Consider the following 24,225-nt stretch of genomic DNA (forward strand, 5'->3'; position numbering starts at 1 on the left):
TATATTTAAATTTTAAGCTCTCGCTTCTAGCATTAATCGCTTCATATCACGTACTGCTTTATCCAAGCCGTCAATGGCTGCACGCGCTATAATTGCATGACCAATGTTTAGTTCGTAAATTTCTTCCATAGCAGCAATCGGTTTAACATTATGATAATGAAGACCGTGGCCGGCGTTTACAGTTAAACCCAAACTTGCTGCATACTTTACGCCTTGATGAATATGCTCAAGTTGTTTTTGTATCTCAGCATCTGTTTGCGCATCTGCATAAGCGCCAGTATGAATTTCAACATATGGGGCATTACAAGCTTTTGCTGCATCTAGCTGCGCTTTATCTGCATCAATAAATAACGATACCTTAATACCGGCGTCAGTTAATTTTGTTGTAGCAGCTTTGATCTTATCTAGATTACCAACAACATCTAAACCGCCTTCGGTAGTTAACTCTTCGCGTTTTTCTGGTACTAAGCAAACGTAAGCTGGCTTTACATCTAAGGCTATATCAATCATTTCATCTGTAACCGCTATTTCAAGGTTCATTCGTGTTTGGATTGTTTTAGCCATCACATACACGTCACGATCTTGAATGTGACGGCGGTCTTCACGTAAATGAATAGTGATCCCATCAGCGCCAGCATGCTCAGCAACACTCGCAGCATGTGCTGGATCTGGGTAACTTGTACCCCGAGCTTGGCGTAAGGTAGCAATATGATCAACGTTTATACCCAAAAGAATATCTTTCATTTTTTTACCTGTAAAAATAACGGTTAAAAATACCGTACTAAGATTGTTGGTGAATACCCAAACTATTTGGATATAAACAGCTCGCGACTTTTTAATGGTTTTTTGCCTAATAAAGGCTTCATTAAATGACGACTTAATTGTTTTGCCATATATAACACATCCGGTGCACTAAAGTCATGAGCTGCAATTGCATTTAACTGCGCGCCAGAAAAGCCACTGCCTTGATTTTCTTGGGCAACAAAGCCGTATTCAGCAAAGTAACTATACGTTTGCTCTGCCGAAATTGGATCGCCTGCGGCATCAAAACTAAAGTCAACGCCATAACCTAATAACTCTAATAATTGAAATTCATAAGAACGTAATACAGCTTGTAAGTTAGGGTGCTGGTTAAGCTGTTGTAGGTGAGTTTTATACAATTGATAAGCATGATCAATTGGTTCATTAATGGGTACAATGCGGTTAGTTAGTTCATTAAGATAAAACCCACAATAAAGCTGATCCCCAACTAGCGTGGATTGCGTGCCATGTAGTTCAAAACGTTGGATATATTTCAGGTCATGTTTACCGGTATAATTTACCAGTAAGGCTTGAAAGGGTTGTAACTGAGCTTTGTATTTTGTTGCTTGGCGACCGCTAATTCGCGCCAGCATGCGCAACTGGCCAACGCCTTCTACTAACATATCAAGCATTACTTGTGAGTCACTAAAAGGACGTCGGTGTAATAAATATGCCGTGTAGAAGTCGCTATCCATACATATCGCTTAGGCTATTAATCTTCACCATAGCCTAAACTGCGAAGTGCTCTCTCGTCGTCAGCCCAACCTGATTTAACCTTCACCCAAAGTTCTAAAAACACTTTATTATCAAGCATTTCTTCGAGATCTTTACGGGCTTCGCGGCCAATCACTTTAAGCTTTTCGCCTTTATTACCAATAACCATACGTTTTTGTGTTTCACGCTCAACTAAAATCAAACCATTGATATGCCAAATGCCATTTTCTTGCCATTTAAACTGCTCAATTTCAACGGTAACTGAGTAAGGAAGCTCCTCCCCCATAAAGCGCATCAACTTTTCACGGATCACTTCGGCTGCCATAAAGCGCATAGAACGATCTGTTACGTAATCTTCAGGGAAGTAAAACTCACACGGTGGTAAACGCTTAGTTACTTCATCTTTGATCAGGTTGATATTTTTACCTTGAGTCGCAGATACTGGCATAATGCCAACAAAATCAAACTTTTCACCTAACCACTTCATATGCGGTAGTACAAGGTCACGGTCTTTTACTTGATCTATTTTATTTATCACAAGTAATACCGGCTTGCCATTTTGCTTTACTTTGTTAAGCACCATTTCATCGTCAGCATTCCAGTGAGTGCCTTCAACAACAAAAATAACCAGCTCAACATCACCTAATGAACTTGAAGCAGCACGGTTCATTAAACGGTTAATGGCACGCTTTTCTTCAACATGCAGGCCTGGTGTATCAACATACACTGCTTGGTGCTTACCTACGGTATGAATACCCATAATACGGTGGCGTGTGGTTTGCGGTTTACGCGAGGTAATACTTACTTTTTGCTCAATAATTTCATTAAGTAAGGTAGATTTACCAACGTTTGGGCGGCCAACAATAGCGACCATGCCACAAAAAGTATCTAAATCACGTGTGTGCGGTTGGATCAATGTATCAAGATTCATTTTTAAGTATCTTCAACGCTTTTTCAGCGGCTTTTTGTTCCGCTTTACGACGAGAACTGCCAACTGAGATGATGCTATCCATACCTTCAACAATACATTCAACCGTGAACGTTTGATTGTGTGCCTGACCTTTGGTATCTACTACAGTATAGCCTGGCAAAGGTAATTTGCGGGCTTGTAAGTATTCTTGTAGCAATGTTTTAGGATCTTTTTGGTTTAAACCAGGTGAAATGGCATCAAGGCGAGATTCATACCACGTCAAAATCAAGTCACCACAAACATCAATGCCAGCATCTAAAAATACCGCACCAATAATTGCTTCAACCGCATCAGCTAAGGTTGACTCACGTCTAAAACCACCACTTTTAAGTTCGCCCGGCCCTAAGCGTAAGTAATCACCTAGGCCAAACTCTAAACCAAATTCAGCTAAGGTTTGTCCTCGCACAAGTGTAGAGCGCATGCGGCTCAAATCACCCTCGCGTGCTTTAGGGAACTTACTGTATAAAGCATTGGCAATAACGAAACTTAAAATTGAATCGCCCAAAAACTCTAAGCGTTCATTGTGTTGACCTTTATGGCTGCGATGGGTCATCGCCTGCTCAAGCAATACTTGATCAATAAAGGTATACCCTATTTTGCTATATAACTCTGTTACATTTTTTTTCATTGTTACTGAATATTACCTAGGCGTTCAAAACGAACACCAGTTGGAACCCAGCCTGGTAAAATGTCATCTGGGCCATTCTCAAATTCAAAACTCATCCATATAAAGACAGCTTTACCCACCAAGTTTTCTTTTGGCACAAAGCCCCATACGCGACTATCTTGGCTGTTATCGCGGTTATCACCCATCATAAAGTAATGATCAGCCGGCACTACCCATTCATCAGAACGCGTCCCCGGTTGTTGATAGTAACGCCCTTTCATTTCCAGCGCTTCAGGGTTAATTAAAATATTATGTTTTAGTGTAGTCAAATTTTCATCTAGCCGAACTAAATCCATAGAGCCTTGCTTAAATTCATCGCGATTAATGATCTCCATATCAATTTTATTAAATTCATTACACAACAAGTCACCTTGTTGTGTTTGTCCTTGCTCGCAATTTGGCTGAATGTATAAACGCTTATCACGGTAAACGATTTTATCACCCGGTAAACCAATCGCACGTTTAATATAATCGACACTTTCATCTAATGGGTATTTAAATACCACAATATCACCACGTTCTGGTTCTGCTACATCAACTAATTGAGTACGCCAAACAGGGTCTTTCACGCCATACGAATATTTCTGTACTAAGATAAAATCGCCAACTAATAGTGTCGGCATCATTGAACCTGATGGAATTTGAAACGGCTCGAATATAAACGATCTAAAAATCGTAATAGCCGCAATCATCGGAAAAATTGATTTTGCCGTTTCAGTAATCGTCGGTTCTGGCGCAATTAGTGCTGCAGTTTCTTCATCGAGCTCGCCACCAGCAGAACTTTGCGCAAGAGCTAAGCGTTGCTGCCTTTTTGGCGCAAACATAAAATGGTCAATTAACCAAATTAAGCCAGAGCCCAGAGTTAACAACACTAAAAATATTGAAAAATAACCTGCCATGCATTAAATCCTTTATCTTACGTAATTTGGTTAAAAAACTTACTTACCAACTTTAAGAATCGCTAAAAATGCCTCTTGAGGCACTTCTACATTACCTAGTTGCTTCATACGTTTTTTACCATCTTTTTGCTTTTGAAGAAGCTTTTTCTTACGACTTACGTCGCCACCATAACACTTCGCAATTACGTTTTTACGTAATTGTTTAACAGTGGTACGGGCAATAACGTGTGCACCAATTGCCGCTTGAATTGCTATATCAAACATTTGACGAGGAATAAGCTCTTTCAATGCATCAGCTAATTGACGACCACGCGATTGTGCGCTTTCTCTGTGCACAATAATCGCAAGTGCATCAACACGCTCACCATTGATTAATATATCAACGCGCACCATGTCTGATGTTTGAAAGTGCTTAAAGTTATAATCAAGCGAGGCGAAACCACGACTGGTTGACTTTAATTTATCAAAAAAGTCCATTACCACCTCTGCCATTGGCAGTTCATAGGTTACGGCTACTTGTTTACCGTGATAATTCATCTTTGTTTGCATACCACGCTTTTCAATACAAAGCGTAATAACACTACCTAAATACTCTTGTGGAACAAGAATATTAGCTTCAACAACTGGCTCACGAATCTCTAAGATATCGTTCACAGCAGGTAAATCAGATGGGTTATCAATCTGAATCGTACCTTCCTTAGTTACAACCTCGTAAATTACAGTTGGCGCAGTGGTAATTAAGTCAATATCGTATTCACGTTCTAAACGCTCTTGAATGATTTCCATATGCAACATGCCCAAGAAGCCACAACGAAAGCCAAAGCCAAGTGCTGTTGAATTCTCCGGTTCAAAGAATAGCGACGCATCATTTAAGCTAAGTTTATTAAGCGCATCACGGAATGATTCATACTCATCCGAGGCAATTGGAAACATACCTGCATAAACTTGTGGTTTAATTTTTTGAAAGCCCGGTAAGCGCTCAGGTGCTGCATTTTTTTGATGGGTAATGGTATCACCTACCGGCGCACCATGAATTTCTTTAATGCCCGCAATAACAAAACCAACTTCACCAGTTCTTAAAATACCAGTATTGGTTTGTTTCGGAGTAAAAATACCGACCTGATCTGCGGTATGTATATGCTCGTTCGACATAATTTTTATTTTGTCGCCCGTTCTTAATTCACCGTGCTTAATACGTACTAGTGATACAACACCTTGATACGGGTCAAACCATGAGTCGATAATAAGCGCCTGAAGCGGTTGGTCTTTATCGCCCACAGGTGGTGGTACATCCTTAACTATCATTTCAAGAACTTCGGCAATACCCACACCTGTTTTCGCGCTACATTGCACTGCATCAAGAGCGTCAATACCAATGATATCTTCAATTTCTTCAGCTACGCGTAGTGGATCAGCTTGCGGTAAATCAATTTTATTTAATACCGGAATTACTTCTAAATTCATTTCTATGGCAGTGTAGCAGTTTGCCAGTGTTTGCGCTTCAACACCTTGGCCTGCATCAACAACTAATAATGCGCCTTCACAAGCAGCCAGTGAACGTGATACTTCATAGGTAAAGTCAACATGTCCAGGGGTGTCGATAAAGTTAAGTTGGTAAGTCTCTCCATCGTTAGCTTTATAATTTAGCGTTACACTTTGCGCTTTAATGGTGATACCACGCTCGCGCTCAATATCCATTGAATCCAATACTTGCTTTTGCATTTCGCGGTCTGTTAAACCACCACAAACTTGGATCAAACGATCTGAAAGGGTCGATTTACCATGGTCAATATGGGCGATGATCGAAAAATTACGGATATGCTTCATAAACTGGATTCTAAACTTCTATTTTAATGGACTGAGTGTATAAAGCCGCAATTTTACATTTAATTGGCTTCAATCACCATCTATTTGAGTTAAAGGAAGGCTAATAGGGTGAATTTTTATTACTTTAACATCATGCTTTAGGCTTTTCACTCGGCTTTTAGCGATACCAAAGCCAGTAAAACCACCACCTATAGCGGCAATGATTTGCAACCATTCAGGCACAGAAAAAACCTCAGCAGCCACTAACGCAAATACCAGACTTAATACCAAAGGTAACATATACACAGCAAAAGCATGCTTTACCATGTGGCTATCATCCAGCGCTAGGGTTACTTTTTGCCCAACCACAACAGGAACTTCAAATCGATAGGGGAAGTTTTTTTTAGCCGTGCCAAATAGCTTACTAAAAACTTGTGAACCACAACGGCCATTACACCCTTCACAGGCTTGCTTTTGTTGGGCTTCTAAATGCGCAGTTGCACCTTCTATAGACACCACTGTAAGAGTTTGCTCTATCATTATCAGCTTAATATTACAAAGGTCTTGCAACCGATTCAGCAATTGCTTTTGCAGTCATTGCTGGAATATTCCCCACCACTGACACATCAAAACTACCGCTATTATGCACATAGACTGTCGTGGCGCCAGATGACAATGCACCGCTTGGCCTGCGACCTGGTAATGGTCTTTGTACAAATACTGAGATTTCGACAAAACCATCTGAGTATAAATAATAATCCGTCAGTTCATTGTTCAAATCAAGTTTATGGCGGTCTGATTTTAATAAACTAAACCCCTTCGGCAACCAACCTATTTGCCAATTACTGCTTCTGATATTTGCTTCATTTTTGGTAGTTGCCGCAGCCGGTAATGGCGTTGGAAATTTACGATTAAGCATTTCAAGTAATAACGCAGCGGGCTCTTCGGTTACACTAATATGGGTTAACTGTAGTTGCTCTAACATCTCACCAGCATGATTAACATAAGCAGACTTTAGTAATAATGATGACTCTGCATCAAGCCACAGCCAATAATTAAACTTATACTCGTCTTTTGATTCGATGCGCACAAGCTGTGCAGCTCGCCCTGCAATACGGCCTTTACCACCGAGTACAAAATCGTAATGCTGACTTAAGCGCTCAACATCTTTAAACAACACTTCCGGGATTGGGCCTGCTATAGAATCAGTATCGATTGAATAAGGCTCAGACTGTGGCTCAAAATAAGTAACTTGGTCATCGATACGAACCATCTCAAGGCCTGCGCCATTGAGTAAGCTCAAATGCTCGAGTTCTGTGTTACCTTGTTTTGCATGCAACCAACGATATGGTTCCATAGACTTTCCTTTAACGACCACAAATGATGCGTCAAAGTTACGATTATGAACGGCGTCAGCCATTTTGAGCAGTAGCTCTTTTGCGGGGTTTTCGTCGTCAGCAAAAGCTGGAGCCATTAATACCAACGACAACATAAAAGTAATTACTTTCATTTAATTAGTTTTTTTCCTCTTCGGCTTGCGCCTCAGTGTGAGCTTTTTCTAATGAATATGCAACTCGTGCTTGGCGTTGATGTTCCAAGACTAACGCGCCAATACGCTGTTGCTGTAACTCACGCAAGCCTTGCTCTGCATTTTGTAAAGCAGGTTCTGACGAATAGCTAACTGGTGATGCCATTCCTGTTACAGGTGTTGTTTGTAACATCGGAATTTCATTGTTGGGTGAGTTTTCACCTTGTGGCAATGTTTGCACACCAACAATTGCAAACATAGCAACACTTGCTGCAATTGCAAGTTGTGCTACTGGTTTTCGCCAGTTAAACGCCACTACATTATCGGTGCCCGTGGCAGCCAATGGTGCTGGTTGTGACGCTGATTGTGTGAAATCAGCATAAACTGGTTCACTTTCCAGCGCTTGCGCAACACTATCGCTTATATCAAAGACGAAAGCATCTTCTGACTCAGCACGCATTACGTCACCTATTAGCGCATAACGTCCTAAGGTTGCCGCATCTTGCTGGGCAATAACCTCATCAGTTAAGGATTGTTCGCCGTCAAGTAATGCGGATAGATGCTGATTATCCAACTTGTTAACGTGTGCTTTTGTCATATTAAGACTCGCCTATTAATGGGTTTAATTTGTTATCTATTGCTTCACGGGCACGGAAAATACGCGAACGCACCGTCCCGACTGGGCAATCCATCACCACGGCTATTTCTTCATAGCTCATCCCTTCGATTTCTCGTAGAGTGATCGCGGTTTTAAGATCTTCAGGCAAACTATCAATGGTGTTAAAAATCACTGCGCGAACTTCTTCGCTTAATAACAAGTTTTCAGGGGATGCATTTGAACGCATTGCATCAGAACCTTCATAAAACTCTGCATCGTCAGCATCTATATCATTTGCTGGCGGTTTGCGGCCCTGAGCCACTAAGTAATTTTTAGCACAATTAACGGCGATACGGTATAACCAAGTATAAAAGGCACTGTCCCCTCTAAAGTTTGGAAGTGCGCGGTATGCTTTAATAAAAGCTTCTTGAGCAACATCAGCAATATCGCCTTGATTTGATACATAACGTGAAATCAAACCAGCTATTTTATTCTGATACTTCTTTACTAAAAGATTGAAGGCATTTTTATCGCCTTGCTGGACCCTTTTTACTAGCGCTAAATCCAAATCCTGCTCGCTCATTCGAGCCGGTACTCCTCTGTCTGATTATTGCTTGTCATTCATATCCTGCCATTGTTTACACATACTCTGACTGCTGCATGAATGAAAAGTTCTGTTTAATATTATTTTTTTATAAAATAGCATATAAATATGTTGGCGAAAGTTGAAAATCACTAATAGTGTCGCGCCAAATATGGTACATATACGCCTATCATAATATTATTATTTGCTCATTACTGTTTATACATTAGTATCTGGGCATTGTAACCGCAAAGACCACGGACATGAACCAAAATAAACACCATATCACGGATGTCGCTATTATTGGCAGCGGCGCAGCTGGCCTCTCATTAGCATTATCTTTAGCTAATCACTGTAAAGTTACCGTGATCAGCAAAGGTGAATTGACGGAAGGTTCCACACTTTATGCACAAGGCGGCATTGCTGCCGTGTTTGATAAAAAGAATGACAGCATTGAATCTCACGTACAAGACACCTTAGATGCCGGTGGTGGTTTATGTGACAAAACCGCCGTGCAATACACCGCAAGTAATGCCCATGACTGCTTGCAATGGCTAATCGAGCAAGGCGTGCCTTTTGATATGGAGTTTGATAGCAAAGGCAAAGAGCGCTTTCATTTAACCCGTGAAGGCGGCCATAGCCATCGCCGAATTTTACACGCTGCAGATGCCACTGGCCGAGCAGTGCAAACAACGCTAATAAGCCAAGTACAAGCGCACCCAGAAATTACCTTATTAGAACAATACAACGCGATAGATTTAATTGGTGATAAAAAATTAGGCCAAAACGGTAAACATATTCATGGCGTATATATGTGGAACCGAGCGGCGAAGAAAGTTGAAACAATTTCAGCTAAGTTTGTAGCCTTAGCAACCGGTGGTGCCAGTAAAGTATACCTTTACACATCCAACCCTGATGTATCCAGTGGTGATGGTATCGCCATGGCTTGGCGGGCAGGTTGTAGAGTAGCTAATATGGAATTTAATCAATTCCACCCAACCAGTTTATATCACCCAGAACTACAAAACTTTCTGATCACTGAAGCAATGCGCGGTGAAGGTGCTTATTTAAAGCGCCCTGACGGTACACGATTCATGAAAGACTTTGATGAGCGTGAAGAGCTTGCACCACGCGATATTGTGGCCCGAGCTATCGATTTTGAAATGAAACGCTTGGGCGCTAACTGTGTGTATTTAGATATCAGTCATAAAGATAAAGACTTTATTATTGAGCATTTCCCGACCATTTATGCAAAATGTTTAAGTGTCGGGCTCGATATCACTAAAGATCCAATTCCAGTGGTTCCTGCGGCACATTATACCTGTGGTGGAGTAATGACTGACTTTAATGGCAAGACCGATCTAGATAACTTATACGCGGTAGGTGAAGTCGCTTATACAGGGCTACATGGCGCTAATCGTATGGCCAGTAATTCATTACTAGAGTGTATTGTGTTTGCTCACGCAGCAGCAAAAGATATTTTAGCAAAAATACAGCATAGTCCAGCATTAAAAATGCTGCCGATGTGGGATGAAAGCCGCGTAACTAACTCAGATGAAGAAGTGGTGATCACCCATAATTGGCATGAACTACGGCTATTTATGTGGGACTATGTTGGCATTGTGCGTTCAACTAAACGCCTAGAACGAGCGTTACACCGAGTTGAATTACTACAACAAGAAATTCGTGATTATTATGCACACTTCCGCGTTTCGAATAACTTGCTTGAGCTGCGTAATTTAGTGCAAGTAGCAGAGCTGATAATTCGCAGTGCAATGGAACGAAAAGAAAGCAGAGGCTTGCATTATACCATTGACTACCCGCAGTTAACCGATAATCCAACGCCCACTATTTTGACTCCTCATGCTCACGACGAGCAACCAAAGTAATACGTTTCAAGCGCACAAAACTCAGTTCATCAACCCCGCTGGCATTAATAATAAGCCAGTGGGAGCTTGCAAAGCCATTAATATATAACCAAACACTGTCTTGATAAACGCGGCTTTTGTTACTGATATGGCCATTTATTTTTAGCGTATTATTTTCAAAACGACATTGCGTAGAATCTAATATAAAAACGCCTTGCTGAGGATGGGATTTTTTATACCAGCGCCAACTTACATAACCACAAATAGCACTACAGACAACACAAATAAATTGCGTTAATATACTAGTTAAAAATAGGCTATAACACACTGCAAACAAGCTAAAGTAGACCACAAAAGGTTTGTGGTCTGGAAGATTATTAGTAACCCTAAACCTATACACGAACTCGATCTAAAATCAGCTGTACCATCCGTTTAAGCTCAGGATCTTTACATTCTTGATGGCCCATAAACCACGCAAACAGATCGGGGTCATCCGCTTCAAGCAAACGTTGGAGAACAGCTTGCTGCTGCATTGATAACGAATCAAATGCCTCATCTACAAATGGCATAAATAACACATCTAGTTCTAACATGCCGCGACGACAAGCCCAGCGAATACGCGCTTTATTGTGAATTTCAGTCATTTTTTACCTCGTACTAAGTTGCTTAGCAGTTTAACAAATTGCACCTGAATAAACAGCTATTTATGCATCTATACCAGCAGCGCTAACTACGGTATTATACACGCCTACATTTATTGTAACGCAGGTTTTTATGTCAACAGTACACGCATGCCCTTTATCACATCAGCTGATCCGCATTAGCGGTGTTGATAAACTCGCCTACCTTCATGGCCAAATTACCCAAGATATTAATAAGCTCAACCAAACCAACTTCTTATGGGCTGGGCACTGTAATGCCAAAGGTAAATTATGGAGTGTAGCAAAGTTATTTGCTTATCAAGATAGTTACTATTTAGCAGCATCAACGGTTGAAACCGCTCAATCTTTAACTGAATTAAAAAAGTATGCGGTGTTTTCAAAAGTTGAAATACAAGCAGCTACCAGCAAGTTAATTGGTTTAATCGGTGATGATCTAGCTGCGGCCTTAAATGCATTGAACATTCATTTTGATGAACAAGATAGCGCTTGCGATTTTAGTCATGGTAAAGCACTAAAATTAGCAAAAAACCGCATTTTACTGATGGTTAATGATGAATTTTCGCTGCCTGATGAGGTTATTGCCCTTGAAAATGATGCGCTGTGGCACCAACATAGTATTTTAGCGGGTGAGCCGGAGCTCAATGAAGCAGCACTTGGTGAATACGTACCACAGATGGTCAATCTGCAAGCAATCGGCGGCATAAGCTTTCGTAAAGGCTGCTACACAGGCCAAGAAACGGTGGCCCGCATGAAATACCTTGGTAAAAATAAACGCGCTATGTATATCGTATCAGGGCACAGCGATGGAGAATTAGCTGAACCAGAGCTTGAAACCCACATGGGTGAAAATTGGCGTCGTGCTGGCAAATTAATAAGCCAAGCCTACAATCAACAAAGTAAAACCTTATTTGGCCTTGTTGTGTTGCCAAACGACAGTGAAACTAGTCAGTTACTGCGTGCAAAACATACCCCAACGGTAGAGCTAACAATCCTTCCTCTACCCTACTCTCTCGAAGACGAATAAATAGGAGTGACTATGATCGTTGCAACAAATAAAGTGGTAAAAATGCATTATTCAGTCATGGATAATGACAAAAACTCTATCGATAACTCATTTGATGGTGAGCCACTGATTTTTATCGTTGGTACCGGTTACTTAATTCAAGGCCTAGAAGATGCCCTGCAAGGTAAAAAAGCGGGCGACACACTCAGTGTAACTGTGCCACCAGAGCAAGGTTATGGCGAACGCCATGATGATCTGATGCAAGCAGTGCCAAAGTCGATGTTTGAAGGAATGGAAATTGAAGTTGGTATGCAATTTCGTGCCTCAACAGATGATGGCGACCAATCTGTAATGATCATTGATATTCAAGAAGATGAAGTAATTGTAGATGGGAATAATCCACTTGCAGGCATTACCTTAAACTTTGATGTAGAAATACTTGAAGTGCGTGATGCAACAGCTGACGAGTTAGCGCATGGCCACGTCCATGGTGATGGCGGCTGTGGTCACGACCACTAATATCAACTTAAATCGACAATAAAAAAGCGCTACTGCGCTTTTTTATATCTATAATTTAATTAATCAAACGGTTGTAGGCTCTGCTACTGGCTCGCTTATCTTACCCGCCAACGCTGCTAGTAAACCATCTTGGTCGTTAGTTCCTAAACGATATTGGCTACCATCTTTTAAAGTTAGCTGTACCGCGCTAAATCCTGACACTGTGTATACCCAGCCATCGTGAGTAATGCGCAGGCCAATCCCATGACGAAAAGAATTCTCTACGGCTTTAGCTTCAATAATATCCACTAACGGTAACTTATCACCAAACACGCCAGGACCAAACCCCCAGCTAATTTGGCTGTCATCAACTTTAATGGTTAAACCATGGAACAAAAAACCCACCAGCACTAAAATCGCTGCAAATACCATTAACGGCATATCTGCACCAATTAAATACCAAGCTAAACCGACAAAGCTGGCAATCCAACTTAGAATAACAAAAATGAACAATGCAAATTGCTTATGTTGATACATAATACTCTCTTAAAAACTATAAACTAATGTCGCACTTAGTTCTGAATCAAACTTTAACTTGTCGTCTTCCGGCTTAGAATTATAACGATATAAATAAGTAAACTTTAATGATACAGCGCCCATTACTTGGCTTATCAATGATGTTTCTGACTTTAATCGTGAGTTCAATCCTGACAATGATTGTTCAATACTTAAATCTTGATTGAAGCGTGTTCGAGTCGAGACCGTACGCTCCCACTGCAGTGCTAAACGTAATAAATAACCGGTTTTTGTTTTGTCTTCTTGCTCATCTTCAAGCTCAGGATCATCTTGTGCCACCGAGCGGTATAAACCAGGTCCTATATCAAAATCAACTTGGTTTTTTACCCCTTGATATAAACGATTACCGTAACCTGCCGCAAGCGTGCTTTTAAACTCAAGGCCACTGAACTCATCTTCTTCATAATCGCCATACATAAAGAACGAGGCATTTTTTATTCCAACTTTATAGTTGCCCTGCGCAGAGAAAAATATACGGTTTGCCGATACTTCATCATTGCCTGTAGTGTCGTTACGATCACGTTTATATAAACTATCTATTTTGAACTGATTACGCCATTTCTCAAGATCTTGGTATAAATTACCTTTGAACTTAAAACTAGTCGAATTAGTATTACCACGACTAACAATAAGTCCAAATTCAGTATCGCCGTATAATAGTTCGCCTTGATGGATTTTATGGATCTCTTCATCTGAGAGTTGACCATACTTATGAAAGTCTTCAAAAGGATCAACCGCCCAAACTTTAAAGCTAAACAGACAGCCCAACAACAGCAGTAACCTAATCACTATCACTGTTCACTCACTGTGTTGATATATAAAACAAGGCTGTTTTCACTAAGATACTGCATCGAGTTTATTCGCTATCTTTCCATAATATATGACAAAACGGCGCGTCTTTATCACGGCTAATCAAAATTTTAGCAAATAAAATATCTTGATTATCGAATTCAAGTCCCACTAACACCTGAATAAATAATTCTGGCTCTATTTCTAATGCGACAAAATCTTGCCATTGATCATCAGGCTCACCTTCTTCAATAAAGCCAAGCTCTTCACGATGCTGGTTAAAATCATCAACATCTTGCTCACTCAGGTTATCTGGGGCTAACTCTAAAAAGATATCGTAAGCTTGATGCGTTACTTCTTCTTCACTGTATAAACGGGGTCCTGTCATTGCCGAAAACCTTTCATGATGCTAATGCGAGATATAGTATCAAACCTCAGCAAATTATTGACAAAAAAAAGCCAAGTTCCCTGACTTTTTTTATACAATGCTTTTTTTATACTTGTGAAGTCACTATGCCCTTTACTTTTTCACGCATTGATTGCAGCAAACTATAAAATAATGGCACCAGCAAAGTACCCAATATAGTCGCTGCTAACATGCCTGCTAGCACAGTAACACCCAGAGATACACGGCTTCCAGCCCCAGCGCCAGTTGCAAATACTAACGGTAGTACACCTAATACAAATGAAAGAGCAGTCATTAATACCGCACGAAACCTCATTTTGGCTGCACTAAGAGCCGCATCAAAAATACTCTTGCCGGCAAGCCGCTCTTCCATCGCAAACTCTACAATCAAAATTGCGGTTTTGGTCGACATACCGATAAGCAATACTAACCCCACTTGTGCATAAATATTGTTTTCCATACCCAGTACGTATAACGCTAACATTGCGCCAAATATCGCCAGTGGAATTGCTGCTATAACTGAAAAAGGGATCGTCCAACTTTCATATTGTGCAACCAAAAATAAGTAAACAAAAATAACGGCCAAGGCAAATAGCAACGGTGCCATATTACCGGCTTCAATTTCTTGTTTAGATTGACCTGCCCATTCAAATACATAGCCATTAGGTAACTGCTTAGCTAGCTCTTCCATAGCAGAGATTGCATCACCACTTGAGAACCCCGTTGCGGCTTGGCCACTGATGCTCGCACTACGATATAAATTAAAGTGCTTGAGGGTCGTTGGCCCAAGAATTGGTTCAAGTTTAGCAAGTGTCGTTAATGGCACCATGTCGCCTTCATTATTGCGTACAAAATAATGCTGTAAGTCTGAAGGGTTTTTACGAAACTCACTCTCAGCTTGCATGATTACTTTATAAGTACGGCTGAACTGATTGAAATCGTTAATATATAATGAGCCGAGCTGGGCTTGCAGCGTTAAGAATATGTCACTTAATGCAACCCCTTGAGCTTTTGCTTTATTGCGATCTATCTCTAAAAAGTACTGCGGTACATTTGCTCTAAAAGTACTGTACACGTTACTCAAGCTTGGATGTTGGTTCGCTTCATATACCAGACCATTAAGCACTTGCGCCAACTCAACCGGATCCCGGCCTTCACTGTCTTGTAGGCGAAATTCAAAACCAGCACTATTGCCTAAACCAGGAATTGGCGGCGGGTTAAATACCATTATCTGCGCATCAGGCATGGCCCACATTTTCCCCATCAAACGACCAATCACTGACTTTAAGCCTAGCTCAGCACTGGTGCGTTCTTCCCAGTCTTTTAAAATAACAATACCTAAAGCATTATTTGAGCCCGCCCCGCCAATCAAAGAAAAACCGGATACCGCAATAAAATCAGTTGCTGCAGGTTCTTGTTTAATAATGTCACCTATTTTATGCATCACATCAGCAGTGCGACCAGAAGCCGCCGCATCTGGTAATTGCACATCTACAAACACAAAACCTTGATCTTCGGCTGGCACAAATCCTGTTGGAACGCTTTTAGCCAGCCAGCCTGCCACCACAAAAATAACTAAGGCAAAAATACCCACGCGTGCCGAGCGTTTTAAAACAAAGTGGATGATTTTAGAATAGATGGAAGTTGATTTAACAATGCCTTGCTCGACTGGCGCCAGCCATTTTATCGGTTTCATTGACTTTTCTGTTAACAATAGCGCACATAAAGCTGGACTTAGGGTTAATGCGTTAACCGATGAAATTAATACCGCAAACGAAATCGTTACAGAAAACTGCTTATAAAGCTCCCCAGTAATACCTGGCATGAAGCCTACTGGCACAAATACAGCTAATAACACCAAAGTGGTCGCAATAATAGGCCCGGTTACTTGCTCCATCGCTTTAGTGACCGCCTCTTTAATCGGCAGCTTTTCTTCTTTGAGGATCCGCTCAACATTCTCAATTACAATAATTGCATCATCTACCACAATACCGATCGCTAGCACTAAACCAAATAAGGTGATTAAGTTAATTGAGTAACCCATAGCCATCATAAAAGCAAACGTCCCCACCAACGATACTGGAATGGCAATAGTTGGAATAAGTGTCGCGCGCCAATTTTGTAAAAACAAAAACACCACTAAAACAACCAGGCCAACAGCTTGAAATAATGTAACAATCACTTCTTCGATTGAGCGATTGATAAACTCTGTCGTATCGTATGGTATTGAGTATTCAACACCATCTGGTAATTGCTTAGCAAGCTCTGCCATGGTGGCTTTAACATCACTTGCCACTTGCGTTGCATTGGCATCGGTTAATTGGTAAATAACTATAAAAGCGGTATCTTGCTGATTTAACTTAGCGTTAATACTGTAATCAGCTGAGCCAAGTTCAATGCGGGCAATATCAGTTAAACGTACAAAGTTACCATCTTGATTAGCACGAATAATTGTTTGGCCAAACTCTTCTGGAGTTTTTAAACGCCCTTTAGCTTGAATTGAATATTCAAACTGCTGACTTGGTAAACTCGGTGCAGCACCTAATTTACCAGCTGCCACTATGGTATTCTGCTCTTGTAATGCCGCTCTAACTTCGCCTACTGTCAGCCCTAACGCCGCCATTTTATCTGGACGTAACCACAATCGCATTGAATAGGTTTTCTCACCCATAACCTCAGCCGATGCCACGCCTTTAATTCGTCCCAGCGGTTCCGTTAAGTAATTTGTTGCATAGTTACTTAAAAAAATAGCATCAATGTTTGCTTGGCTAGAATACAAGTTAATACCCAATAACATTGAACTGGATTTTTTCTTAACCGATACACCTTGGCGTGTTACTTCGCTGGGTAATCCTGGTTCAGCTAAGGCGACACGGTTTTGTACATTGACTTGAGCAATATCAGTATCCGTGCCCACCTTAAAGTATGCAGTTATCGTAGCAGTGCCGTTATTGCTGGAGCTGGACTCGATATACATCATATCTTTGACACCATTAACTTGCTCTTCAATGGGTCTGACCACTGACTCTTCCACTATTTGCGCACTGGCACCTGGGTAAACTGCGGTGATCTGTATTTGCGGTGGAGTAATCTCGGGATACATATTAACTGGCAGCAAACCCATGGAAATCAAACCCGCTAGCGTAATCACTATCGAAATAACGAGGGCAAATTTAGGCCGCGCGATAAACGTTTTACTTATCATGTGCGTTTCCTTTAGTTTGCAGCGTCTGGTTGGCTAGAAATTGTACCGATGGTGTGATCGACCTTTTTTTCAACTGGTTTAACTTCGACCCCTTGACGTACTTTTTGTAAACCTTCAACAATTACTTGCTCACCTTCTTGTAAGCCCGATTGAACGACCCACATCGCATTAATGCGCCGTCCTAGTTGCACAATGCGCGTTGCAACTTTGTTATCTTCACCCACCACGAGTACAAATTTACCTTGTTGATTTTCTTGTACAGCAGCTTGAGGAATAAGTGCTTGTAATTGCTTATCTTTACTTTCAACAATTAAGGTGACAAACAAGCCTGGCATTATAATGTTTTGTGGATTGGCAAATGTCGCTCTTAGCCCGACAGTGCCAGTGCTACGATCAATTTTCGTATCGGCAAAATCTAACTGCCCTTTTACCCCCAAGTCCGAGTTATTTGGCAAACGTAGGGATAAATCGATTGGTACATTTTGAGGGTTATTCGCACTGTCTTGATGTTTTTGACGATAACTAATGTAATCGCCTTCTTCTACTTGGAAATTGACATAAATTGGATCCACATCGGTCAATTCCGCTAATTCATTTGAGGAAGGGCTAACAATATTGCCTACATCGTAATTAACCTTACCAATACGCCCTGCAAACGGCGCTTTAATTTCGGTGTAACTTAAATTTAATTTTGCTTTTTCAAGGCTTGCCCTTGCTGAGATAACAGCCGCAGCAGCTTGCTCATACTTAGTGGTTAATTTATCTAAATCAGATTGTGAGATAAACCCTTGTGCAGCAACTTCTTTACCGCGTTTTAAATCGCGAGATGCGCCATCTTCGCCAGCAAGCTTACTTTTTAGATCTGCTTCAATTTCAGCAACAGAAGATTGATATTCACTTGGATCGATTCTTAGTAGTAGCTGTCCTTTTTCAACAAATGAGCCTTCATCAAAATGACGCTCTATTAATTCACCCTCAACACGAGCGCGAATTTTCACTTCCTGATGAGCTTCTGTGCGAGCAACAAACTCTCGATAATTCCCCACCTCTTGGGTAACAACATTAAATACTGAAACCGCAGGAGGCGGAGCGACTTGTTTGGTAGCATTATCATCTGAGCAACCAGCTAAAAAAGCGATTAATGTTGTACCAACAACCCCTTTGATCGCTAATGACATGTAAGTTCCTAAAATGCTAGGCGTGAACCTTTTTAGCATGGTTTATCTCCTTAGTAGCTGCGCGCACTACCTTTATATGTTTATTTTAAATTGTGTTTAAACGCCAAGTTACGTTCGGAGGCTATTATGGGTCGATCATATAACAAGCCACCCGATTAAAAATATAGACCACTTTGTAATCATTTGTATCTGAGGTTCACAATAACAGCCTATAAAATAGCTTGTTTTTCAAACACGAAAGCCACGCTTTACATCAATTCAATTAGCTCGTAAGCTAAGCTGAAACAGGTCAGAGGAGTTGACATGATTAATTTTGAAACACAGCAGGCTATCGCCTTCGTTACATTATCCCGAAAAGATAAACAAAATGCGTTGAATTTTGTCATGTTCAAACAGCTGACAAGTATCATTAAAAAAATTAAAAAAGACCCGACTATCCGCGCTGTCGTTATTCAAGGGGATGGTGAGCATTTTTGTGCTGGACTGGATGTTGCTGCCGTTATGAAAAGTCCCATAAATATTGCCAAGTTGCTATTTAAATGGTTACCGGGTAACTGTAATTTAGCGCAGCAAGTTGTGCTGGGTTGGCAATCACTAAGTGTGCCGGTATTCGCAGTCGTCCAAGGTAATTGCTTTGGTGGTGGCCTGCAAATAGCTCTTGGCGCTGATTATCGGATTGTGCACCCAGATGCTAAATTAGCCATTATGGAAGCGCGCTGGGGACTATGCCCTGATATGGGTGCAAATGTTGTACTACCTAGCTTACTAAAACGTGACGATGCCATGTGGCTTGCCAGTCATGCAGATCCTATTAGTGCTGATAAAGCGCTGCAATTAGGGTTAATAACCGAAGTAAATGCGGATCCAAAACAACGCTGTTTAGCAATGATCAATACCTTATTAGCTCGCTCACCTGATACTTTAGCGGCAATCAAACGCGTTACCCAACAAAGTTTTAACGCTCCAAGAAGACAAATTTTAGCAAAAGAAACCATTAGCCAAATTCGTCTGCTTATTAACAGCAATACAAAAAAGGCCATTGCAAAAGCCAAAGGTGCCGACAACATTGAGTATCAAAATAGTAAACGTTGGTAACAAATTCACTTAATATCAACGCTAAGCAATAAGTCACATAGTTTTCAACAAGCAAATATGCTGAAGTATAATACGACCTGTAGTGAGTAAATAATCAATGGATCCCCGACCCCCTGTGCTAAAAAAAATCTTCCCTTATTTACTCAGCAGCTGTTTGATTTTGAGTTGCTTGGCGATAGCAAAAATAATCATGCACTGGCTGCAAGGCAGCTTTCCAGCCCCCCTATTAGCGATGCTAATACTACTTACGTTACTTTTAACAAACGTAGTTAAAGAGCATCACTTAGCTCCCTGTGCAAAGCCGTTATTAAATGTCATGCCGCTTTTTTTCATCCCTGCTGGAGTTGGTTTTATCGAACACCTTGAGATCATCGCCCTGCAATGGCAGTTTCTCAGTGCAGTTTTCATTTTGGTGCCATTGACCAGCTTACTGCTTATCGCAGCGGTGATCAGTGTATTTAAAGGCAGGATTGAACATGATTGATCTATGGTGGTTAAGTATTCCTGTAATTATCACGCTGTTTTTAGGGTTAAGGAAGCTCAATACAACCATTAACAATCCTTTATTAAAAGCGCTAACTAATCCCGTTTTTATCACTATTACACTTATAGCCATATTACTAGTGAGTTTTTCACTGCCTTACTCACAATTTGCCAGCCATAGCCAGCTATTAAGCTATTTACTGGAGCCTGCCATTGTTGCGCTTGCATTACCGCTATATCAACAATTTGTGCATATACGAAGAAATCTCCTGCTGATTGTTGGCTGCTGTAGTTTGGGCATAATCAATGCCACTGTGGTTGCAACCGTACTCAGTGCCGCATTTAATGTGCCTGCACAATTAGCAGCATCTGTTGCCGCTTTATCGGTTACTACTCCCATTACTCTATTAGTCACAGATTCACTCGGAGGCATTGCTTCGCTGGCCGCTGCGATGGTGATTTTTATCGGCTTATTAGGTGCTTTGTTCGCACTACTTATTCTTCGTCAGGTGGGCATTTATAACCATCAGGCACAAGGCGTTGCGATTGGTACTGCATTTCATGCAATAGGCACCGCCGCCGCACTTGTTGAGCATCCGCGTATTGGTGCATTTGCTTCAGTGGCAATGGCATTGAGCGCATTACTTACCGCTTTAATCGTACCATTACTTTATCCTTTTTTGAGTCAAGCTCTGCTATGATGAAATAGTTTAACCACTTTATTTATGGATAATAGATGATCAGTACAGAAATCCAACAAGTTGAAAAATACTACACCATGATCAGTGAGTACCTCGTTAAGTACAGCATGCAATTAGTTGGCGCATTGTTGATCTTGATTTTTGGTTTGTGGGTGGCACAAAAAATATCTAAAATGATTGCCGCTTTAATGGCGCGTAATAATATTGATATTACTCTCACTAATTTTGTCAGTAATGTAGTGAAAGTATTGTTTATCATTATGTTCATTATTATTGCGCTGGGTAAAATTGGCATAAGTGTTACACCTTTTGTTGCTGCAATTGGTGCCGCTTCTCTTGGTGCAGGTTTAGCATTGCAAGGGATGTTATCAAATTATGGCGCAGGCTTGGCTATTATTGCCACCCGCCCCTTTATTGTTGGTGACACGATTGAAGTTAAAAATGTCAGCGGTCAAGTAAAAACCATTGAGCTAGGTTACACCATTTTGATCAACGAAGAAAAAGTCGAAATTACTATTCCTAACAAACACATCGTTGGCGAAATACTACATAACTCATTTAATTATTCATTGGTCAAAGGTGAAATTGATATTGCCTATAATGCCAGTGCTGAGCATGCTATAGAGCTTATAGAAAACGTATTGAAAGACCATGAGTTAGTCGCAAGTGAACCGCTATCACAAGTTGGCATTGAACGGTTTGCTGAAAGTGGAGTAACAATTAGTTACCGCTACTGGGTGCCGACAACGAAAATAATTGAAACCAAGCTGGCCGTAAACGGTGGCGTATATAGTGCGATTCAAGGTGCGGATATTGAAATTCCATTCCCACAACGAATTGTCACAATTAACCAACAAAGTATTGATAGCTAAGCTAGCAATACTGCAAATAAAGGGAGCTAACTGCTCCCTTTATTTATACTACATCTTAACTTCATTAAAACTTATAACGTACATTCGCAGTTACTGTTCGGCGTTGACCATAGAAGCAATCTCCACGCGCTAAACATGAGGTGATCACTGTTTTATCCGTTAAGTTTTGCGCTTGTAAACTAACACTATAGTCATCAAAATCATAACCAATCATAGCATCAATGAGTGTGTAATCGGTAGTTTTAATTGGATCAACTACTAAGCCATTTCGCTCACCATAAACACTACCGTCAGATGTCTCTCCCACATAGCGCACACCTAAGCCTATTTTAAAACCCTGCATAGTTTCTGGTCGCCATGTCGTCCAAATTGATGCTTGCTGCTTTGGTAACGCTGCAAGTGTTGCACCATCTTCACGTTGTTTATTGCTCTGACTGACGTAACCATCGCTGTATGCGTATGACGCATACACATCGACACTTTGCCAAGCTAATTGTGCTTCAAGTTCAAGTCCTTTTACCGTCACTTCGCCCTGTTGCACTTGGCCATTTGGAGAAATTACTTTGCTATCTGTGGCTTGCTCTGCATTAAATGGGGTGGTGCGATTTTGCTCTACAATATTGTATACGGTGGCCGTAAGTAGATGCTCTGTACCTGCTGGTTGATATTTGATACCGGCTTCAACTTGCTCACCTGTTTTTGGTACAAACGCATTACCAAAGGCATCATAGCCTGGCAATGGTTCAAATGATTCACTATAACTTACATACGGTGAAACCCCTGAGTCAAATAAATACATCAAGCCTAAACGACCGGTGGTCGCATACTGTGACTCACTTTTGCCGTTTTCAGGGTTTGTTGTTGCTTTATCGCGACGTAATGCTGTTGAGACTATCCACTTATCAGCAATTTTCATACTGTCTTGAATATATAAGCCAGTTTGATAAACCTTTGACGAGTCATAATCAACGATATCATCTACCGTTGGTAAATTAGCGACTTGGCCATATTTCGGGTTAAATAAGTCTAGCGTACCAGCGAGTCCAGAAACAGAGTCGTTATCGGTATAAGCATTTTGATAATCAAGCCCCATCACTATTGTGTGCTCAATATTACCGGTTATTATATTGCCATGAAACTGGGCATCACTGGCAATAGCCCGCGAATCAGCGGAGCTAAGATAAGACACTCGCTTGACGCTGCGCCCATCTTCTAAAAATTTAGGTGGCCAACCATAAATCGTATGATAATCAGCATGACTATCGGTGTAACGCGCAGCAAGTTTAAACTGCCAATCAGCATTAATATTTTGCTCTAAAATCGCAGTGATTGACGCTTGCTCAGTATCATAACGATCAAAACCCGGCTCAGAAACAAAACGGTTTGATGGAATTTTGCCGTTTTCGTTTTCTAAAATAGTGCCTGAGTGAGGTAAGAACGAGGTACTCGTGCCTGATTCATTCTTTTGCCAATTAGTTAATAGCGTTATTTTTGTATCATCAGTGGCATACCAGGTTAATGATGGAGAAAACACAATACTGTTATCTGGCACATAATCGGTTTGCGTATCACTCTCTCGCCATAAACCAATTACTCGCCCTTGTAATGACGCATCATCATTTAAAGCACCGGTAATATCTCCCGCAACTTGTTTGCGCGAATAGTTACCAACTTGCCCCCAAAACTGCCCTGATGTTTCAGCATCTGGTTTTTTACTGACTAAGTTAACAATCCCGCCAATTGAACCTTGGCCATATAACACTGAGCTTGGCCCTTTTAGTATTTCAATTTGCGATAACGCATAAGGATTGGTACGAACATTATTATAGTTACCATACAGTGACTTTAAGCCGTCTAAATATTGTACGGGCGACACACCACGAATAACCGACCAATCGCCACGGGTATCAACACCGTATGGACCGTTATATAAACCAGACACATAACCTATCGCATCTTGTACGGTTAATGCCCCTAAATCTTCAATTCGCTCTTGCGTTAAAACTGAAACAGACAACGGTGTCTCAATAATTGGCACGTCTGATTTTGCACCAGATGCACTCATGTATGAAATCAAACCTCGTTGACTTTTTACCGTAATAACTTCGAAATCGTGATCTTCACTCACAGCCTGCTGTTCGGCAACAGCATTAGAGGGATTTAACAGTGAAAGAAAAGTCAAAGATAAAATACTTAACGGTGTATTTATTCCACTTAACTGCATTAATATTCCTTAGGATAAATTGAAATTGGAGGTAATTTAATAGTACAATCATTGAAATGCAATATGAATGATAACAAATATCATTAATAATAGGTTTCA

General features: G+C 40.9%; 25 protein-coding genes. 7 read left to right on the top strand and 18 right to left on the bottom strand.

The annotated features are described in order from the left end of the window. Positions 1–12: 12 nt before the first annotated feature. The 10 genes from pdxJ to rpoE form a co-directional block, all read right to left on the bottom strand. A complete protein-coding gene (gene pdxJ / locus J7338_RS09305; RefSeq protein WP_210796803.1) occupies positions 13–744 on the bottom strand; it encodes a pyridoxine 5'-phosphate synthase in 732 nt (243 codons plus the stop codon). 62 nt (positions 745–806) lie between these two features. After that, entirely contained in the window at positions 807–1,496 is a 690-nt protein-coding gene (gene recO / locus J7338_RS09310; protein ID WP_145237591.1) for a DNA repair protein RecO, read from the bottom strand. Positions 1,497–1,513: 17 nt separating this feature from the next. Continuing rightward, entirely contained in the window at positions 1,514–2,446 is a 933-nt protein-coding gene (gene era, locus J7338_RS09315) for a GTPase Era (RefSeq protein WP_210796804.1), read from the bottom strand. Next, a complete protein-coding gene (gene rnc, locus J7338_RS09320) occupies positions 2,436–3,113 on the bottom strand; it encodes a ribonuclease III (RefSeq protein ID WP_210796805.1) in 678 nt (225 codons plus the stop codon). The genes era and rnc overlap by 11 nt, the downstream gene beginning before the upstream one ends. A 2-nt stretch (positions 3,114–3,115) precedes the next feature. Beyond that, positions 3,116–4,051, bottom strand: coding sequence for a signal peptidase I (gene lepB, locus J7338_RS09325; RefSeq protein ID WP_210796806.1), 936 nt, complete (start codon positions 4,049–4,051; stop codon positions 3,116–3,118). A gap of 39 nt (positions 4,052–4,090) precedes the next feature. Continuing rightward, a complete protein-coding gene (gene lepA / locus J7338_RS09330) occupies positions 4,091–5,878 on the bottom strand; it encodes a translation elongation factor 4 (RefSeq protein WP_210796807.1) in 1,788 nt (595 codons plus the stop codon). 69 nt (positions 5,879–5,947) lie between these two features. After that, positions 5,948–6,397 carry a SoxR reducing system RseC family protein gene (locus tag J7338_RS09335; RefSeq protein WP_210796808.1) on the bottom strand — a complete coding sequence of 150 codons (450 nt, stop codon included), beginning with the start codon at positions 6,395–6,397 and terminating at the stop codon, positions 5,948–5,950. A 13-nt stretch (positions 6,398–6,410) separates the two neighbouring features. Then, positions 6,411–7,367 (bottom strand): MucB/RseB C-terminal domain-containing protein, encoded by a 957-nt coding sequence (locus J7338_RS09340; protein WP_210796809.1) that lies wholly within the window; start codon positions 7,365–7,367, stop codon positions 6,411–6,413. A gap of 4 nt (positions 7,368–7,371) precedes the next feature. Beyond that, positions 7,372–7,983, bottom strand: coding sequence for a sigma-E factor negative regulatory protein (locus tag J7338_RS09345; protein WP_210796810.1), 612 nt, complete (start codon positions 7,981–7,983; stop codon positions 7,372–7,374). A 1-nt stretch (position 7,984) separates the two neighbouring features. Then, the gene (gene rpoE / locus J7338_RS09350) at positions 7,985–8,566 is read right to left on the bottom strand and encodes an RNA polymerase sigma factor RpoE (protein WP_145237609.1); all 582 of its coding nucleotides are present in this window, start codon (positions 8,564–8,566) and stop codon (positions 7,985–7,987) included. A 263-nt stretch (positions 8,567–8,829) separates the two neighbouring features. Between rpoE and nadB the strand changes: the two genes are divergently transcribed. After that, positions 8,830–10,455, top strand: coding sequence for an L-aspartate oxidase (nadB, locus tag J7338_RS09355; protein WP_210796811.1), 1,626 nt, complete (start codon positions 8,830–8,832; stop codon positions 10,453–10,455). Here nadB and J7338_RS09360 read toward each other — a convergent pair. Both J7338_RS09360 and J7338_RS09365 read right to left on the bottom strand, forming a co-directional pair. Further along, positions 10,415–10,834, bottom strand: a complete 420-nt coding sequence (locus tag J7338_RS09360; RefSeq protein ID WP_338109322.1) for a hypothetical protein — start codon at positions 10,832–10,834, stop codon at positions 10,415–10,417. The genes nadB and J7338_RS09360 overlap by 41 nt on opposite strands. Beyond that, entirely contained in the window at positions 10,827–11,078 is a 252-nt protein-coding gene (locus tag J7338_RS09365) for an FAD assembly factor SdhE (protein WP_210796812.1), read from the bottom strand. The genes J7338_RS09360 and J7338_RS09365 overlap by 8 nt, the downstream gene beginning before the upstream one ends. A 130-nt stretch (positions 11,079–11,208) precedes the next feature. Here J7338_RS09365 and ygfZ point away from each other — a divergent pair, with 130 nt between their 5' ends. Next, a complete protein-coding gene (ygfZ, locus tag J7338_RS09370) occupies positions 11,209–12,120 on the top strand; it encodes a tRNA-modifying protein YgfZ (protein ID WP_210796813.1) in 912 nt (303 codons plus the stop codon). A 12-nt stretch (positions 12,121–12,132) separates the two neighbouring features. After that, positions 12,133–12,618 carry an FKBP-type peptidyl-prolyl cis-trans isomerase gene (locus J7338_RS09375; protein WP_210796814.1) on the top strand — a complete coding sequence of 162 codons (486 nt, stop codon included), beginning with the start codon at positions 12,133–12,135 and terminating at the stop codon, positions 12,616–12,618. 63 nt (positions 12,619–12,681) lie between these two features. Here J7338_RS09375 and J7338_RS09380 read toward each other — a convergent pair whose 3' ends face one another. The 5 genes from J7338_RS09380 to J7338_RS09400 all read right to left on the bottom strand — a co-directional run bounded on the left by J7338_RS09380 (position 12,682) and on the right by J7338_RS09400 (position 18,751). Beyond that, positions 12,682–13,134 carry a hypothetical protein gene (locus J7338_RS09380; protein WP_210796815.1) on the bottom strand — a complete coding sequence of 151 codons (453 nt, stop codon included), beginning with the start codon at positions 13,132–13,134 and terminating at the stop codon, positions 12,682–12,684. Between the two features lie 9 nt (positions 13,135–13,143). Further along, positions 13,144–13,962: a DUF481 domain-containing protein gene (locus tag J7338_RS09385; RefSeq protein WP_210796841.1), complete on the bottom strand. Its 819-nt coding sequence runs from the start codon at positions 13,960–13,962 to the stop codon at positions 13,144–13,146. A 67-nt stretch (positions 13,963–14,029) separates the two neighbouring features. Further along, entirely contained in the window at positions 14,030–14,350 is a 321-nt protein-coding gene (locus J7338_RS09390) for an HI1450 family dsDNA-mimic protein (protein WP_145237630.1), read from the bottom strand. Between the two features lie 106 nt (positions 14,351–14,456). Further along, positions 14,457–17,573, bottom strand: a complete 3,117-nt coding sequence (locus tag J7338_RS09395) for an efflux RND transporter permease subunit (protein ID WP_210796816.1) — start codon at positions 17,571–17,573, stop codon at positions 14,457–14,459. 11 nt (positions 17,574–17,584) lie between these two features. Beyond that, positions 17,585–18,751 carry an efflux RND transporter periplasmic adaptor subunit gene (locus J7338_RS09400; protein WP_210796817.1) on the bottom strand — a complete coding sequence of 389 codons (1,167 nt, stop codon included), beginning with the start codon at positions 18,749–18,751 and terminating at the stop codon, positions 17,585–17,587. Positions 18,752–19,054: 303 nt separating this feature from the next. Between J7338_RS09400 and J7338_RS09405 the strand changes: the two genes are divergently transcribed. From J7338_RS09405 to J7338_RS09420, 4 genes are all read left to right on the top strand, one after another. After that, positions 19,055–19,846, top strand: a complete 792-nt coding sequence (locus J7338_RS09405; RefSeq protein ID WP_210796818.1) for a crotonase/enoyl-CoA hydratase family protein — start codon at positions 19,055–19,057, stop codon at positions 19,844–19,846. A gap of 115 nt (positions 19,847–19,961) precedes the next feature. Continuing rightward, positions 19,962–20,330: a CidA/LrgA family protein gene (locus J7338_RS09410; protein WP_275074489.1), complete on the top strand. Its 369-nt coding sequence runs from the start codon at positions 19,962–19,964 to the stop codon at positions 20,328–20,330. Beyond that, positions 20,323–21,030: an LrgB family protein gene (locus tag J7338_RS09415; protein WP_210796820.1), complete on the top strand. Its 708-nt coding sequence runs from the start codon at positions 20,323–20,325 to the stop codon at positions 21,028–21,030. The genes J7338_RS09410 and J7338_RS09415 overlap by 8 nt, the downstream gene beginning before the upstream one ends. Positions 21,031–21,065: 35 nt before the next feature. Further along, on the top strand, positions 21,066–21,902 hold the full coding sequence (locus tag J7338_RS09420) for a mechanosensitive ion channel family protein (RefSeq protein WP_210796821.1): 837 nt from the start codon (positions 21,066–21,068) through the stop codon (positions 21,900–21,902). Between the two features lie 64 nt (positions 21,903–21,966). On the opposite strand, the gene J7338_RS09425 is transcribed toward J7338_RS09420, so the two are convergent. Continuing rightward, entirely contained in the window at positions 21,967–24,126 is a 2,160-nt protein-coding gene (locus tag J7338_RS09425) for a TonB-dependent siderophore receptor (protein WP_210796822.1), read from the bottom strand. Positions 24,127–24,225 lie beyond the last annotated feature (99 nt).

Source organism: Pseudoalteromonas ostreae, assembly GCF_018069805.1.
GTDB lineage: Bacteria > Pseudomonadota > Gammaproteobacteria > Enterobacterales > Alteromonadaceae > Pseudoalteromonas > Pseudoalteromonas ostreae.